Raw genomic sequence first — 15,470 nt, 5'->3', positions numbered from 1 at the left:
GGGGCGCGAAACGGCCCCGGCTCACTTGACTGGCCCGGACAGGAGAGGCACCGTCCCTTTATCCGTTGACGACTACATTACCTATGTCCCTGCCCGCCCTCCTCACCCAGCATATCGCCCGCCGCCCCCAGCGCATCGCCCTGCTGCATCACATTGCCGAGCAAGGCTCTATCACCCGCGCCGCCAAGGCAGCGGGGATCAGCTACAAGGCCGCCTGGGACGCCATCGACGAACTCAACAACCTGGCCAGCCGGCCGCTGGTCGAGCGCAGCACCGGCGGGCGTGGCGGCGGTGGTGCCCGCTTGTCGCTGGAAGGCGAACGGGTACTGCGCCTGTATCAGCGCCTGCAGGCCCTGCAGGCGCAAATCCTCGAAGCGGCCGAACAATCCAGTGACCTCGACCTGCTTGGTCGCCTGATGCTGCGCACCAGCGCGCGCAACCAGTTGCAGGGGCAGGTCAGCGGCCTTCGCCGCGAAGGGCGGCATGATCGCGTCAGCCTGGCCTTGGGCGGCGGGCTGGAGATCGAGGCGCTGATCACGCATGACAGCACTGCCCGGCTGGAGCTGATTCCGGGAACAACGGTGGTGGCACTGCTCAAGGCCGGGTGGGTGCGGTTGCTGGCGCCAGGGGAAGAGGCCGAAACGGGTAGCAACTGCCTGAAGGCGACGGTGGAGCAAGTGCTGGCGGAGCCTGATGGGCCGAGCGAGGTGCGGCTGGCGCTGGGCAACGGGCAGACGCTGTGTGCGTTTGCCGAGGCGCACTGGCTGGCTGAGCACCGGGTGGCGGATGGCAGTACGGTACGGGTGCAGTTTCATCCTTCTTATGTGTTGATCGGGGTTCCCGCCTAGGCTGGTTGCGCGGTGCGGGGTGTGCCCGTGAAGAGGCCGACACAGGCATAACGCGGTACCATGGCCCCCATGCCGCTTACCCCCGGAGCCCTCATGTCCCACCCCTTCGACACCCTCACCCCCGACCTGGTCCTGGACGCCGTGGAAAGCCTGGGCTTTCTCAGCGATGCCCGGGTGCTGGCGCTGAACAGCTACGAGAACCGCGTCTACCAGGTGGGTATCGAGGGCGCGCAGCCGCTGGTGGCCAAGTTCTACCGCCCAGGCCGTTGGAGCGATGCGGCCATCCTCGAAGAGCATAGCTTCACCGCCGAACTGGCCGACTGCGAAGTGCCGGTGGTTGCGCCACTGCAGCACCACGGCCGCAGCTTGTTCGAACACCAGGGTTTCCGCTTCGCGCTGTTCCCCCGCCGTGGCGGCCACGCCCCGGAGCCGGGCAACCTCGACCAGCTCTACCGCCTTGGCCAGTTGCTTGGCCGCCTGCATGCCGTAGGCGCCAGCAAACCGTTCGAGCACCGCGAGGCGCTGGCTGTGGACAACTTCGGCCACGCCTCGCTGAACACCCTGCTGCAAGGTGGCTTTGTGCCCCGAGACCTGCTGCCGGCTTTCGAGTCGGTGGCCCGCGACCTGCTCAAGCGCGTGGAAGCCATCTACGCCCGCACGCCGCACCGGCTCATCCGCCTGCACGGCGACCTGCACCCCGGCAACCTGATGCATCGCGACGAGGTGTACCACGTGGTCGACCTTGACGACTGTCGCATGGGCCCGGCCGTGCAAGACCTGTGGATGATGCTGGCTGGCAGCCGTGAGGAACGCCTGGGGCAGCTCGCCGAGCTGATCGATGGCTACAACGAGTTTCACGATTTCGACCCGCGCGAACTGGCTTTGATCGAACCGTTGCGCGCCCTGCGCCAACTGCACTACAGCGCCTGGCTGGCGCGGCGCTGGGACGACCCGGCCTTCCCGCCCAGCTTCCCCTGGTTCGGCCAGCCACGCTATTGGGGCGACCAGATCCTGGCATTCCGCGAGCAGTTGGCGGCCCTGGATGAACCGCCATTGAAATTGTTCTAGAAGCGAGCCCGTCTCTGTCTACAATAGGCGTCGCGTTATTTAGCTACCTAAGCAAGGATTCTGCATGCACGCCGCAAACCCGCGTCGCGGGTACCTACTGGGCCTCAGCGCCTACATCATCTGGGGGCTGTTTCCCCTGTACTTCAAAGCGATCCAGAGCGTCCCGGCGGTAGAGATCATCGTTCACCGGGTGCTGTGGTCGGCACTCTTCGGCTCGCTGCTGCTGTTGGTGTGGAAACACCCCGGCTGGTGGCGTGAGCTGCGTGACAACCCACGCCGGCTGGGCATCCTGGCCCTGAGCGGGGCGCTGATCGCCGGCAACTGGCTGACCTACGTGTGGTCGGTGAACAACGGCCGCATGCTCGAGGCCAGCCTGGGCTACTACATCAACCCGCTGATCAATGTGCTGCTGGGGATGCTGATTCTTGGCGAGCGCCTGCGCCGCCTGCAATGGCTGGCAGTGGCCATGGCTGCCGTGGGCGTGGCCCAGCAGGTATGGCAGGTGGGTAGCCTGCCATGGGTATCGCTGGCGCTGGCATTGAGCTTCGGTTTTTACGGGTTGATCCGCAAACAGGCGCCGGTAGCGGCGCTGCCGGGCCTGGTGGTGGAAACCTGGATGCTGGTACCCCTGGCGCTTGGCTGGTTGCTGCTGCACCCGGCGGCAATGAGTGCCCAGGGCGCGTTCTACACCAGCAGCGAGGCGTTATGGCTGATGGCCGCGGGGCCGGTGACGCTGATACCCCTGGTGTGCTTCAACGCTGCCGCGCGGCACCTGCCGTACACCACGTTGGGCTTCCTGCAGTACCTGGCGCCAACCTTGGTGCTGCTGCAGGCAGTGTTGCTGTTCGATGAGCATCTGTCGCCGAGCACACTGGTGGCGTTCATGTTCATCTGGGCGGGGCTGGCGGTGTACAGCGTCGATGCGTGGTTGAGCTTGCGCAAGCGCAGCTGATCAAAAAACAACCACTATGCTGCAAGCCTCGCGGCCCGGGGCCTGCAGCGACATCTCCAAAGGTTATCCACACCCTCGTCCCCGTGCTTTGTGCACAAGCTGCTGATTTTTGGGTGTTTTTTGAGCAAAGCTGTGCAAAGCGCGGATCTTGTGGGCTGGAGAGGTGCACCCCCAGGTTATCCACAGGGCCTTCCCCGTGATATCGGGATAACTGCAGGGGGCTGCCTTGCAGCCCTTCGCGACACAAGGCCGCTCCTACCTTGGACCGCAAAAGCTGTGGGTAAACCGGTTTGCTGCAGGAGCGGGTCGCGAAGGGCCGCAAAGCGGCCCCGGCATCCTCTGGTCATTCCTGCGGCCGCAGTTTCAACTCCACCATCAAGTCATCCGCCAGGCTCTCCAGCTTCTGTTGCAACTCATCCAGCGACAGCGTCAACGGCATGGCCAGCAAGGCATCGGCATGAAACAGCGGCTCGCTGCTCATCGGCGCCGGGCGCACCTCTGTCGTGAAGCGTTCAAGGTTCACGCCCAGGTCCGCCAGCAAGCGGGTAATGTCACGCACGATCCCTGGCCGGTCGTTACCTACCAGCTCCATGGCAATCGGTTTCCAGGTGCACGACGGCTCGATGCCGCTCTCGGCGATCAGCACGCGAATGTCATACCGCACCAACCCCTGCAACGACGCCACCAGCTCGGCGTAGTTTTCTGCCGGCACCGCCACCCGCAAGATCCCGGCAAACTGCCCGGCCATGCGCGACATGCGGCTTTCCAGCCAGTTGCCACTGTGGTCGGCAATGCACTGGGCAATGCGTTCGACCTGCCCGGCCTTGTCCGGGGCAATCACAGTCAGTACAAGATGATCCACAAGCCGTTCCTCGTGTCGGACCGCGCCGGGCGGCAGGAAATCAGGGGATCGACTCAGTATAGGCAAGGCGCGGCAACCTGCCGCAGGGCAATTTGCACAATGAATCGTGTACTGTTTCAAGATTTATCTGGAACAATCCACCTGTTTTTTGCGAACATACCCACTCCCAGCGTGACCATACGCGACCAACGGGTCGCATAACGGCGCTTTTAGTCTGATTTTGCCCCGCCTACTGCTTCATGTAGTATCCCGTGGCGCGGACTACAAAACGCTGTTTGGATGTCTGCCAAGGCGCCTGTGAAAATACGCACACTGTCTGCCAGCCAGCCTGGCAGGCCGCACCCAGCCGCGCTCGGGCATTCCCTGGGCGCATGCACTGGTGCCGTGTTTAGAGAAGCGCTACAGGCTTAATACAGAAGAGCGAAATAGCTGAGCAGAGTGAGGCAAGCAATGACTGGATACGTTCAAGTCGGTGGCCTTCAGGTCGCCAAGGTCCTGTACGACTTCGTGAACAACGAAGCCATCCCCGGGACCGGCATCGTCGCCGAGCAGTTCTGGGCGGGTGCAGAGAAGATCATCAATGACCTCGCTCCAAAGAACAAAGCCCTGCTCGCCAAGCGCGACGAGCTGCAAGCCAAGATCGACGCCTGGCACCAGGCACGCAAAGGCCAGGCCCACGACGCCGCAGCCTACAAAGCATTCCTCCAGGAAATCGGCTACCTGCTGCCACAAGCTGACGATTTCCAGGCCACCACCCAGAACGTGGACGAAGAAATCGCCCACATGGCCGGCCCACAGCTGGTCGTACCGGTGATGAACGCCCGTTTCGCCCTGAACGCTGCCAACGCCCGCTGGGGCTCGCTGTATGACGCGCTGTACGGCACCGATGCCATCAGCGACGAAGGCGGCGCCGAAAAAGGCCAGGGCTACAACAAGGTGCGTGGCGACAAGGTGATCGCCTTCGCCCGCGCCTTCCTCGATGAAGCCGCGCCATTGGCGGCTGGCTCGCATGTCGATTCCATCGGCTACCGCATCGAAGGCGGCAAGCTGATCGTTGCCCTCAAGGGCGGCAGCAACAGCGGCCTGCGTGACGACGCCCAGCTGATCGGCTTCCACGGTGATGCCGGCGCACCGACTGCCGTGCTGCTCAAGCACAACGGCCTGCACTTCGAAATCCAGATCGATGCCAGCACGCCGGTCGGCAGCACCGACGCCGCCGGCGTGAAGGACATCCTGATGGAATCGGCGCTGACCACCATCATGGATTGCGAGGACTCGGTTGCCGCCGTCGACGCCGACGACAAGGTAGTGGTCTACCGCAACTGGCTGGGCCTGATGAAAGGTGACCTGGCGGAAAACGTGAGCAAGGGTGGCAAGACCTTCACCCGCACCATGAACCCGGACCGCGAGTACGCCGCTCCCAACGGTGGCAGCGTGACCCTGCACGGTCGCTCGCTGCTGTTTGTGCGCAACGTTGGCCACCTGATGACCAACCCGGCGATCCTCGACGCCCAGGGCAACGAAATTCCCGAGGGCATCCAGGACGGCCTGTTCACCAACCTGATCGCGCTGCACAACCTCAACGGCAACACCAGCCGCAAGAACACCCGCAGCGGCAGCGTGTACATCGTCAAGCCGAAGATGCACGGGCCGGAAGAAGTCGCCTTCGCCGCCGAGATCTTCAGCCGCGTCGAAGACCTGCTAGGTATGAAGCGCAACACCGTCAAGGTCGGCATCATGGACGAGGAACGCCGTACCACGGTCAACCTCAAGTCCTGTATCAAGGCGGCCGCCGAGCGCGTGGTGTTCATCAACACCGGCTTCCTCGACCGCACCGGCGACGAAATCCATACCTCGATGGAAGCCGGCGCCGTGGTGCGCAAGGGCGCCATGAAGAACGAGAAGTGGATCGGCGCCTACGAGAACAACAACGTCGACGTTGGCCTGGCCACCGGCCTGCAAGGCCGCGCCCAGATCGGCAAAGGCATGTGGGCCATGCCGGACCTGATGGCGGCCATGCTCGAACAGAAGATCGCCCACCCGTTGGCCGGTGCCAACACCGCCTGGGTGCCGTCGCCGACCGCCGCCACCTTGCATGCCCTGCATTACCACAAGGTTGACGTGCAGGCGCGCCAGCGTGAGCTGGCCTCGCGCACCCCGGCATCGGTGGACGACATCCTGACCATCCCGCTGGCGGCCGACACCAACTGGTCGGCCGAAGAGATCCGCAACGAGCTGGACAACAATGCCCAGGGCATCCTCGGCTACGTGGTGCGCTGGATCGACCAGGGCGTGGGTTGCTCGAAAGTGCCGGACATCAACAACGTCGGCCTGATGGAAGACCGCGCCACCCTGCGCATCTCGGCCCAGCTGCTGGCCAACTGGCTGCGCCACGGCGTGGTCAGCCAGGAGCAGGTGCTGGAAAGCCTCAAGCGCATGGCCGTGGTGGTCGACCAGCAGAACGCAGGCGACGCCCTGTACCGGCCGATGGCGCCGAACTTCGACGACAACATCGCATTCCAGGCAGCTGTGGAGCTGGTGCTGGAAGGTGGCAAGCAGCCGAACGGTTACACCGAGCCGGTACTGCACCGCCGTCGCCGTGAGTTCAAGGCGCGTAACGGGCTGTAAGTAGCATCCGCCAAAGGGGCCGCCTTGCGGCCCTATCGCGACACAAGGCCGCTGCTACAGGAACAACGCTGGCATCGAATGTGCGGCGTTCCTGTAGCAGCGGCCTTGTGTCGCGAGTGGGCTGCAAAGCAGCCCCTGACCTGCTTCACAATATCTGCAACTCTTTCCTCACCAGCTCCAGCAGCCTGTCCAGGTCCACCGGCTTCAACAGGAAATCCACCACCCCCAGGTGCATCACGTCCACCGCCTCTTCGACATCGGTGTCACCCGACACGACGATGATCGACAACGCCGCCCGCTCCGATTCGCGAACCTGCCGGATCAGCGTCAGGCCGTCCTCGGGCTGCATTCGCAAATCGGTGATCATCAAGCCTATCCGCGGCTGGTAATGCAGGTACAGCCTGGCTTCCTCGGCGCCGTCCGCCCCTACACAATCGATACCCCGGCTTTTCAGGTAGTAGATCAGTGCATCGCGATTCGCCGCATTGTCATCCACCACCAGCACCAGTGGCCTGGCGGCCACCGGCGCATTGGCCAAGGCCAAGGCCTCGCGCTCGGCGTCGCTCAGGATGTCGTGTGGCTCAACCATGGTCATCTCGTCAAAAAAACTCCGCTTCAGCATTAGGACCACAGAACTTGCGTTACCCGTTTCGCCTTTCGTCGGGTCTTTGACAGGGCGGCTCATAGACTTACGTCCAATGGGCACCACCCCGCTGCAAGCCGACCATGGAGGCAGAGAACAACATGGCCGGCACCTATATAGAGATATATATAGATCGGCATAGCGATACGGTCAGTTTCATGAGCAAAAAGGACGCCTACAGCCAGGCGGGCAGGACAGCAGTGCTGCAGAACATCCAGGGTACCCTGCAGTTCCTGCAGCGCTTTCCGCCGTTCAACCAGATGGAACACAGCCACCTGGCCTACCTGGTCGAACAGTGCCAGCTGCGCTTCTATGCCAGCGGCGAAAGCATCGTCAAACCAGCCGACGGGCCGGTGGAGCACTTCTACATCGTCAAGCAGGGCCGCGTGGTTGGCGAGCGCCAGCACCTAGTCAAGCCTGGCGTCGAGACCACCTTCGAGATCACCAGCGGCGAGTGCTTCCCGCTGGCGGCATTGCTAGGCGAGCGGGCGACCCGTACGGAGCACCTGGCCGGTGAGGACACCTTCTGCCTGCAATTGAACAAGGCAGCGTTCATCCGCGTGTTCTCGATGTCGGAAGTGTTTCGCGATTTTGCCCTGCGCGGCGTCAGCAGCCTGCTCGACCAGGTTAACCAGCAGGTGCGCCAGCGTGCAGTGGAAACCCTCGGCACCCAGTACTCATTGAACACACCCCTGGGTGAACTGGCCATGCGCCACCCGGTGGTATGCAGCGCCGACACCCCGCTGCGCGATGCCGTGCGGCTGATGCACGAGCAGCAGGTCGGCAGCATCGTGGTGGTCGATGCGCAGCGCTACCCGACCGGCATCTTCACTCTGCGTGACTTGCGCCAGGTGGTGGCCGCCGCCGATGCCGAGTTGGGCGCGCCGATCGAACGACACATGACCGCCCAGCCGTTCTACCTCAGCCCCCAGGCCAGCGCCTTCGACGCGGCCATGGCAATGACCGAGCGGCATATTGCCCACGTGTGCCTGGTGGAAAACCGCCGCCTGTGCGGGGTGGTTTCGGAGCGCGACCTGTTTTCCCTGCAGCGGGTCGACCTGGTACACCTGGCGCGCACCATCCGCCATGCGCCACGCCTGGAGACCCTGGTCTCGCTGCGCGGCGAAATCAGCCAGCTGGTCGAACGCATGCTGGCGCATGGCGCGTCATCCACGCAGATAACCCAGATCATCACCCTGCTCAACGACCACACCGTGTGCCGGGTAATCGAGCTGGCGCTGGCCGAGCGCGGCGACCCCGGCGTGCCGTTCAGCTGGCTGTGCTTTGGCAGCGAAGGGCGTCGCGAGCAAACCCTGCACACCGACCAGGACAACGGCATCCTCTTCGAGGCAGCCGACAGCGCCGAAGCCGACGCCATCCGCACCCGCCTGCTGCCGTTGGCGCAGTACATCAATCAATGCCTGGCCCAATGCGGCTTCACCCTGTGCAAGGGCAACGTCATGGCCGGCAACCCCGAGCTTTGCCTGTCGCGCAGCGAATGGGCACGGCGCTTTGCCGGTTTCGTCCGCGAAGCCAGCCCGGAAAACCTGCTGGGTTCGAGCATCTACTTCGACCTGCGGGTGGTGTGGGGCGACGAGCAGGGTTGCGAGCAACTGCGCCAGGGCCTGCTCGAGCAAGTGGCCGACAACCGCCTGTTCCAACGCATGATGGCTGATAACGCGCTGCGCCAGCGCCCGCCGGTTGGCCGCCTGCGCGAGTTCGTGCTGACCCGCCAGGGTAACGACAAGGCCGCCACCCTCGACCTCAAGGTGCAGGGCCTGACGCCCTTCGTCGATGGTGCCCGGCTACTGGCCCTGGCCAATGGCATTGCTGCCTGCAATACCCTGGAGCGCCTGCGCCAGCTGGTGGCCAAGGGCATCATCGAGGCGCAGGACGGCGCCGCGTATGAGGAGGCCTACCACTTCATCCAGCAAACCCGCATGCAGCAGCACCAGCGCCAGACCCGCGATAACCTGCCCTACTCCAACCGGCTCGACCCGGACAGCCTCAACCACCTTGACCGGCGCATCCTGCGCGAATCCCTGCGCCAGGCCCAGCGCCTGCAGAGCAGCCTGGCGCTGCGGTACCAGTTATGAGCCTGTTCGCCTGGCTGCGCCCCAGCGCGCCCGAGCTGGATACGGCCACCCGCCAGCGCCTGGCCCGGCTGCCCAAACCCGCACCGTTGGGGGTCTGTACCCTGCGTGAGCAGCGCTGGGTGGTGCTGGACCTGGAGACCAGCGGCCTCAACCTCAACCGTGATCAGGTGCTGTCGATCGGCGCCGTGGCGATCGAAGACGGCGCCATCGACTTTGCCCAGCAGTTCGAGCGTACTCTGCACCGGCCAACGCAGAAGACCAACCCCAGCGTGCTGATCCACGGCCTGGGCCCCAGTGCCCTGGCTGCCGGTTGCGACCCGGCCGAAGCCTTGCTCGATCTGCTCGACTTCATCGGCAATAGCCCGGTGCTGGCATTCCATGCCCCCTTCGACCAGCGCATGCTGGCCCGCGCATTGAAGGACAGCCTGGGCTATCGCCTGCAGTCGCCGTTCCTCGACATCGCCGAACTGGCCCCCATGCTCAACCCCGACACGGTACTGCGCGAAGCCGGTCTCGATGACTGGGTAGCGCGCTTCGGCCTGCAGGTGGAAGAGCGCCATCATGCCAGTGCCGATGCCCTGGTGACCGCCGAACTGGCGCTGATCCTGTTCAGCCAGGCCCGGCGCCAGCAGCTGGATAGCCCGTTGCAACTGGAACAGCGGCTGCGCGGATGGCGGCGGCGCAAGGTGCAGAGTCACGGCTTGTGAGGTTTGAGTAGTGCGGCGCCTGTGAGATCGCGCGGGCGCTGAACCACCCACGCCCAACACCAGCCAGCCCCAGCCATACTGGCCATCCGATAAGCGCCCATTGCACCCTCCCCTTGCCTCTGCAACAATCGCGAATAATTATCGTTAGTTAATGCATACGTTCCGGGGGGACGCTGCTTGTCTTCTGCACAGAGCCCACACGCCGATCTGGTCGGTGCGCTGTACCGCGACCATCGCGGCTGGCTGCTCGCCTGGCTGCAGCGCAGCATGGCCTGCCGCCAGCGTGCCGAAGACCTGAGCCAGGACACCTTCGTGCGTCTGCTCGGCCGCGAGCGACTGGACACCCCACGTGAGCCACGCGCCTTCCTCGCCGCGGTGGCCAAGGGGCTGTTGTTCGATCACTTCCGCCGCGCCGCGCTGGAGCAGGCCTACCTGGCCGAGCTGGCCCTGATGCCGCAAGCCGAGCAACCGTCGGCGGAGCTGCAACACCTGATCCTCGAAGACCTCAAGGCCATCGACCGCCTGCTGGGCAAGCTGTCGAGCAAGGCCCGCGCAGCCTTCCTGTACAACCGCCTGGATGGCATGGGCCATGCCGAAATTGCCGAGCGCCTGGGCGTTTCGGTGTCGCGCGTGCGCCAGTACATCGCCCAGGGCCTGCGCCAGTGCTACACGGCCCTGTACGGGGAGCCGACGTGAGCAGTGCCCCGGTTTCGTCCCGCGTGCTGGAAGCCGCGATTGCCTGGAAACTCAGCCTCGACGGCGGCAGCAGTACGGCCGATGAGCGCAGTGAATTCATGCGCTGGCATGCTGCCAGCGAAGAGCATGCCCGCGCCTGGCGCCAGCTGGGCGCAATGGACCAGCGTGTCGGCACCGCCGTCGGCCCGGCACGCCAGGCCCTGCTGCAGTCGCGCGTCGGCCTGCGCCGACGGATCGGCAAGGTTGGCAGCGGGTTGGCTGGCATGTTGCTGCTCGGCTCGCTGCTGGCCTGGGTTGGCGCGCCGTCGCTCGCGCCCAGCTACTGGCTGGCTGACCAACGCACCGCTACCGGCGAACTGCGTACCCTGCGCCTGGAAGACGGCACATTGCTGAGCCTGAACAGCCATACCGCCGTCGATATCGACTATGCGGGCGAACAACGGATCATCGTGCTGCACCAGGGCGAAATCTCGGTACAGACCGGCCATCAGGACCCACGCCCGCTGCTGGTCCGTACCGCCGACGGGCGCCTGCGCCCATTGGGCACGCGCTTCCTGGTGCGCCGTGAGGCCGACGGTACGCGCCTGGAGGTGCTGCAGGCCGCGGTAGCTGCCCAGCCGCTGGACAGCGGCGAGGAACAGGTGCTGCGCGAAGGCCAGCAAGTGCTGATGCACGCCAACGGCCTTGGCCGGGTCGGCGCGGTAGCCGCCGGTGCCGACGCCTGGACCCGCGGCATGCTGGTGGTGGACAACGTGCGCCTGGCTGACCTGCTGGCGGCGCTGGGCCGGTACCGCAGCGGTTACCTCGGGGTGGACGACAAGGTCGCCGACCTGCGGGTGACCGGCAGCTTCCCGCTGACCGATACCGACCTGGCCCTGGCGTCGTTGCTGCCGGTACTGCCGGTGAAGATCCAGCGACATACCCCGTGGTGGGTGAACGTGGTGCCCAAGTAGGCAAACAGGCCAGCTCCCGCAGGAATCACCCAGATTGCGAGCTTCGTGGAATACCCGTGGGTACGGGTACCCACGAAAAGGCCAAGACAGGAGCAGCCAATTTCAAATAATTCTCGATATTTTTCAGATTCGCCCTGTCACTTTTCCAATCTCGCTCGGCAAGGAAGCAGTAAGCACTTACCCGTCGAGGAGCCGCTGCATGTCCCGTGCTGTTGAACGTATCCTGCGCCCCAGCCTGGTGGCCCTGGCCATCGCGGTAGCCGCGCCATTGGCCAGCCCTGCCCTGTGCGCCGCCGAGCAATCCGCCCCACGCGGCTACGACCTGCCGAGCGCCCCGCTGGCCGCCACCCTCAACCAGATCGCCAGCCAGGCCGGCATCGCCCTGGCCATCGACCCGGCGCTGGTCAGCGGCCGCAGCTCGGCGCCGGTGCATGGGCAGTATGACGGCCTGGGCGCGCTGCAGGCGGCCCTGCGCGGCACGGGGTTACAACTGCAACAGAGCAACGCAGGCAGCTACAGCCTGGTGGCAGTCGCGGAAGGTACCTTGGCGCTGCCGGCAACCACCATCGAGGCGGCGAGCATCAGCGAAAGCGCGTGGGGCCCGGTCGAAGGCTACGTGGCCAAGCGCAGCGCCGCCGGCACCAAGACCGATACCGCACTGGTCGAGCTGCCGCGTTCGGTTTCCGTCGCCACCCGCGAACAGATGAAAGACCGTGGCGTGCATAGCCTCGACGATGCCGTGCGTTACATGCCGGGTATCGTGTCGGCCAGCTTCGGCAGCGACACGCGCTATGACTGGATGCGCGTGCGGGGCTTCGAGCCAACCCAGTTTCTCGATGGCCTGCCGTTGCCACGTGGCGTATACGCCAACCCTAAAGCCGAAACCTGGAACCTCGACCGCCTAGCCCTGCTGCGCGGGCCGGCTTCGTCGATCTATGGCCAGACCCCGCCCGGCGGCCTGCTGGACATGCTCAGCCGCCGCCCGCAGGCCGACAGCGCGCATGAGATCGAGCTGCAATATGGCAGTGACAACCATCGCCAGATCAACTTTGCCAGTACCGGCAGGATCGATGCCGAAGGCCGCTTTCTGTATGGCGTCAGCGGGGTCATCCGCGACGGTGGCACGCAGATCGACCATATCGACGACAAGCGCTACAACATCGCCCCGAGCCTGACCTGGAACATCGACGAAGACACATCGCTGACCTTGCTCACCCAGTTCACCCGCGACGATACCGGTGCCACCAGCCAGTTCCGGCCGATCCAGGGCACCAAGATCGACATGCCGTTCGGCAAGATCTCCCACCACAAGAACCTGGGTGACCCTGACTACGAGTTCTACGACCGTACCTACTACGCGCTGGGCTACGCCTTCGAGCACCGCATCAACGATGTGTGGCAGTTCCGTCAGAACCTGCGCTACACCAAGTCGGATCTGGCCTTCCAGACCATCACGCCCGGCAGCTACAACAAGGACAATCCGCCGGTGAAGGACGACGGCACGGTCAGCCGCATGTCCACCAACACCGACGAAGACATCAGCCAGTTCGCGGTGGACAACAACTTCCAGGCCGACTTTGCCACCGGTGACATCAGCCACACCTTGCTGCTCGGTCTGGACCACCAGCGCATCAACACCAACTACCTGTCGATATTCGGCTTCAACGTGCCGGACAGCAACGTCAACAACCCGGTCTATGGGCTGCCGATCACCCGTCCGGACCGCGCCACCGCGTTCTATGACTACAACCAGAAAACCCGCCAGACCGGCGTCTACGTCCAGGACCAGATGGCGCTCGGCAACTGGCGCCTGACCCTGGGCGGGCGCGAAGACTGGGTGCATACCGGCACCAAGTTCTTCAACAAGGGCGATGCCACCAATACCCAGCGCGACCAGCAGTTCAGCGGCAACGCAGCCATCAGCTACGTGTTCGACTCGGGCTTCGTCCCCTACCTGTCGTATGCCGAGTCGTTCCAGCCATCCAGCAATGCCAGTGCCTCGGCAACCGACTCGTTCAAGCCCACCGAAGGCAAGCAGTGGGAACTGGGCGTGAAATACCAGCCACCGGGCTCCAGCACCCTGCTGTCGGCAGCCGTGTACGACCTGACCCAGAAAAACGTCGCGGTGACCGACAGCGTCGGTGGCGTGACCATCACCAGCCAGACCGGCGAAGTGAAGGTGCGTGGCCTGGAACTTGAAGCGGTTTCCGATGTGACCGAGAACCTCAAGGTGATTGCTGCCTACACCCTGGCCAAGTCGGAAGTGCAGGACGGCGATTTCAAAGGCAACCGCCTGCAACTGATGCCCAACCAGCAGGCGTCGGTGTGGGGCGACTACACCTGGCATGCGGGCGTACTCGATGGCTTCGGCATCGGCCTGGGTGCGCGCTATACCGGCAATACCTATGGCGACCAGGCCAATACCTACCTGGGCAAGGCCAACGCCTACACGGTGTTCGATGCAGCGGTGCATTACGACCTGGGGCGCCTGGACAGCAGCCTCAAGGGCGCGTCGGTGGCGATCAACGCGACCAACCTGCTGAACAAGGACTACCTGTCGACCTGTGATTCCTACTACTGCTACTACGGCGACGAACGTAGCGTCGTGGCCAGTGCCACCTACAAGTTCTGAGTGAGCTGGGGCCGCCTTGCGGCCCAGGTCCAACAAGGCAGATACCCGACAGTGATGAAAAGCCCAACCATCCGCCGCTGGTCCACGATCCACACCTGGAGCAGCCTGGTCTGCACCCTGTTCCTGCTGTTGCTGGCGCTCACCGGCCTGCCGCTGATCTTTCACCACGAGCTCGAACAGCTGCTCGGCGACGCGCCGAAGCTGCGCGACATGCCGGCCGACACCCCGCACCTCGACCTGCAACAGCTGGTGATCAAGGCCGAGCAGCACCGCCCCGGCGAGGTCGTGCAGTACTTCGGCTATGACGAAGACGAACCCAACGGCGTGGTCGCCATCACTGCGGCCACTGCCGGTACCGAGCCCAACTCGTCGCACACCTTCATGCTCGATGCACGCACCGGCGAAGCAGTCGCCATGCCCGCGGCCAACGGCGGCTTCATGATGCTCATGCTGCGCCTGCATGTAGACATGTTCGCCGGGCTGCCGGGCAAACTGTTGCTGGCGTTCATGGGCTTGCTGTTCGTCGTCGCGATCGTTTCCGGCACCGTGCTGTATGCGCCGTTCATGCGCCGCCTGGCGTTCGCCACAGTCCGCCACGACAAGTCGCGGCGCCTGCGCTGGCTCGACCTGCACAACCTGATCGGCGTGGTCACCCTTGTCTGGGCCTTGACGGTAGGTGTAACCGGAGTGATCAGTGCCCTGTCCGACCTGGTCATCGCCGCCTGGCGCAACGACAGCCTGGCCGCCATGGTCGCGCCGTACCGCGACGCTCCAGCGCTCAGCGAGCGCGCCCCGGCCACCCGCCTGCTGGAAATTGCCGCGCAGGCAGCGCCTGGCATGCGACCGGATTTCATCGCGTTCCCGGGGACGCGCTTCTCCAGCGAACATCACTACGCCGTATTCATGAATGGCGCCACGCACCTGAGTTCGCACCTGTTCACACCGGTACTGATCGACGCCCGCACGCTTGAACTGACCGCGGTTGGCGAGCGCCCCTGGTACATGGACGCCATGGGCTTGTCGCAACCGCTGCATTTCGGTGATTACGGCGGCAGGCCGATGCAGATCCTCTGGGCGGTGCTCGATGTGCTGACCATCGTGGTGCTGTGCAGCGGGCTGTACCTGTGGTGGGGCAAACAACGCAAAGCCAGGGAGGCACGTGCATGAGCCACCGGTCACAAGCCACTGCGCGTATCTTCGCCTGGCCTGCGCTGATTGCCGCGCTGACCGCACTCGGGCTGTTTGCCGCCCTGCTCGGTGACCGCTGGTGGGACGGGCTTTCCTGGCTAGGCCTGGGCCTGCCCGCGTGGTTTTCGCTACGGGGCCTGTGGCACCGCTGAGGTAGCCCGCTAACACAGCAGCCCTGGCGCCTTGGCGCAGCATGG

The 15,470-nt window shown here is 64.5% G+C and carries 13 protein-coding genes; 11 read left to right on the top strand and 2 right to left on the bottom strand.

Translation table 11 applies throughout. From position 1 onward, the window contains the following. Nucleotides 1-83: 83 nt before the first annotated feature. The 3 genes from HG549_RS01785 to rarD all read left to right on the top strand — a co-directional run bounded on the left by HG549_RS01785 (nucleotide 84) and on the right by rarD (nucleotide 2,868). A complete protein-coding gene (locus tag HG549_RS01785) occupies nucleotides 84-848 on the top strand; it encodes a TOBE domain-containing protein (RefSeq protein ID WP_170027913.1) in 765 nt (254 codons plus the stop codon). Between the two features lie 93 nt (nucleotides 849-941). Next, the gene (locus tag HG549_RS01780; RefSeq protein ID WP_170027912.1) at nucleotides 942-1,916 is read left to right on the top strand and encodes a serine/threonine protein kinase; all 975 of its coding nucleotides are present in this window, start codon (nucleotides 942-944) and stop codon (nucleotides 1,914-1,916) included. A gap of 64 nt (nucleotides 1,917-1,980) precedes the next feature. Continuing rightward, nucleotides 1,981-2,868 carry an EamA family transporter RarD gene (gene rarD, locus HG549_RS01775; protein ID WP_170027911.1) on the top strand — a complete coding sequence of 296 codons (888 nt, stop codon included), beginning with the start codon at nucleotides 1,981-1,983 and terminating at the stop codon, nucleotides 2,866-2,868. A 343-nt stretch (nucleotides 2,869-3,211) separates the two neighbouring features. Here the strand turns inward: rarD and HG549_RS01770 are convergent, their stop codons facing one another. Next, nucleotides 3,212-3,730, bottom strand: coding sequence for a glycine cleavage system protein R (locus tag HG549_RS01770; protein ID WP_170027910.1), 519 nt, complete (start codon nucleotides 3,728-3,730; stop codon nucleotides 3,212-3,214). Between the two features lie 450 nt (nucleotides 3,731-4,180). Between HG549_RS01770 and HG549_RS01765 the strand changes: the two genes are divergently transcribed. Beyond that, complete coding sequence (locus HG549_RS01765) at nucleotides 4,181-6,358, top strand: malate synthase G (RefSeq protein WP_170027909.1); 2,178 nt, start codon at nucleotides 4,181-4,183, stop codon at nucleotides 6,356-6,358. Nucleotides 6,359-6,503: 145 nt separating this feature from the next. Here the strand turns inward: HG549_RS01765 and HG549_RS01760 are convergent, their stop codons facing one another. Then, a complete protein-coding gene (locus HG549_RS01760; RefSeq protein WP_170027908.1) occupies nucleotides 6,504-7,043 on the bottom strand; it encodes a response regulator in 540 nt (179 codons plus the stop codon). A gap of 116 nt (nucleotides 7,044-7,159) precedes the next feature. Here HG549_RS01760 and HG549_RS01755 point away from each other — a divergent pair, with 116 nt between their 5' ends. The 7 genes from HG549_RS01755 (at nucleotide 7,160) to HG549_RS01725 (ending at nucleotide 15,425) form a co-directional block, all read left to right on the top strand. Beyond that, on the top strand, nucleotides 7,160-9,097 hold the full coding sequence (locus HG549_RS01755) for a DUF294 nucleotidyltransferase-like domain-containing protein (RefSeq protein ID WP_170027907.1): 1,938 nt from the start codon (nucleotides 7,160-7,162) through the stop codon (nucleotides 9,095-9,097). Then, entirely contained in the window at nucleotides 9,094-9,804 is a 711-nt protein-coding gene (locus tag HG549_RS01750; RefSeq protein WP_170027906.1) for a PolC-type DNA polymerase III, read from the top strand. The genes HG549_RS01755 and HG549_RS01750 overlap by 4 nt, the downstream gene beginning before the upstream one ends. 177 nt (nucleotides 9,805-9,981) lie before the next feature. Then, on the top strand, nucleotides 9,982-10,500 hold the full coding sequence (locus HG549_RS01745; RefSeq protein WP_170027905.1) for an RNA polymerase sigma factor: 519 nt from the start codon (nucleotides 9,982-9,984) through the stop codon (nucleotides 10,498-10,500). After that, entirely contained in the window at nucleotides 10,497-11,453 is a 957-nt protein-coding gene (locus HG549_RS01740) for a FecR domain-containing protein (RefSeq protein ID WP_170027904.1), read from the top strand. The genes HG549_RS01745 and HG549_RS01740 overlap by 4 nt, the downstream gene beginning before the upstream one ends. 199 nt (nucleotides 11,454-11,652) lie before the next feature. Further along, entirely contained in the window at nucleotides 11,653-14,085 is a 2,433-nt protein-coding gene (locus HG549_RS01735; RefSeq protein WP_170027903.1) for a TonB-dependent siderophore receptor, read from the top strand. 54 nt (nucleotides 14,086-14,139) lie between these two features. Then, nucleotides 14,140-15,252: a PepSY domain-containing protein gene (locus HG549_RS01730; protein WP_170027902.1), complete on the top strand. Its 1,113-nt coding sequence runs from the start codon at nucleotides 14,140-14,142 to the stop codon at nucleotides 15,250-15,252. Beyond that, nucleotides 15,249-15,425 (top strand): hypothetical protein, encoded by a 177-nt coding sequence (locus HG549_RS01725; RefSeq protein WP_170027901.1) that lies wholly within the window; start codon nucleotides 15,249-15,251, stop codon nucleotides 15,423-15,425. Before HG549_RS01730 ends, HG549_RS01725 begins: the two co-directional genes overlap by 4 nt. Nucleotides 15,426-15,470 lie beyond the last annotated feature (45 nt).

The sequence above is a fragment of the Pseudomonas sp. SK genome, assembly GCF_012975065.1.
Taxonomy (GTDB): domain Bacteria; phylum Pseudomonadota; class Gammaproteobacteria; order Pseudomonadales; family Pseudomonadaceae; genus Aquipseudomonas; species Aquipseudomonas anuradhapurensis.
Note: the sequence above shows the minus strand (reverse complement) of the source record. Positions and strands in the feature narration are given on the sequence as shown.